We start from the raw sequence: 436 nt of genomic DNA, 5'->3' as shown, positions 1-436 counted from the left end.
AGAAAATCAGAACAAATGTATTCCAAAATACAGTTAATTAGACAGCATTCTGATTTTAAATCTGTTTTTCAAGGCGATCGCAAAAGTTTTCGGTCTACTGACTGTAGATACGGAATTACAAGTACAAGCAATACGTACCCCAGGCTGCGGCGTTTCATCTTTACGCTGCGGCTCCCGTATGTGCTGCAATTTCACCTGAACAAGCTTTGTTTCTTCTCTATATGACAAAAATCACAAACATATTTAACCAAGCGGGTGGTGTAGCTAAAAGCACCCTTACCCAAAACTTAGGCTATCACCTAGCACAGCGAAATCGTCGCGTACTGCTTGTTGACTCACATCTTGCACCTGTACGAGTAAACCGCGAATAAGCAAAACTACAGCACAAAAATGTAACACTAGATAAATAACCAGTTTATGTAAGTTTTTGTTTTCA

The 436-nt window shown here is 39.4% G+C and carries 1 pseudogene; it reads left to right on the top strand.

The features are described 5' to 3' along the window. Window positions 1-221 precede the first annotated feature (221 nt). Window positions 222-335 (top strand): annotated as a pseudogene (locus AABK37_RS41915) (ParA family protein); the annotation flags it as partial. Window positions 336-436 lie beyond the last annotated feature (101 nt).

The sequence above is a fragment of the Tolypothrix sp. VBCCA 56010 genome (assembly GCF_050875635.1).
GTDB lineage: Bacteria > Cyanobacteriota > Cyanobacteriia > Cyanobacteriales > Nostocaceae > Hassallia.
This window is presented reverse-complemented; position numbering and strand designations above follow the sequence as displayed.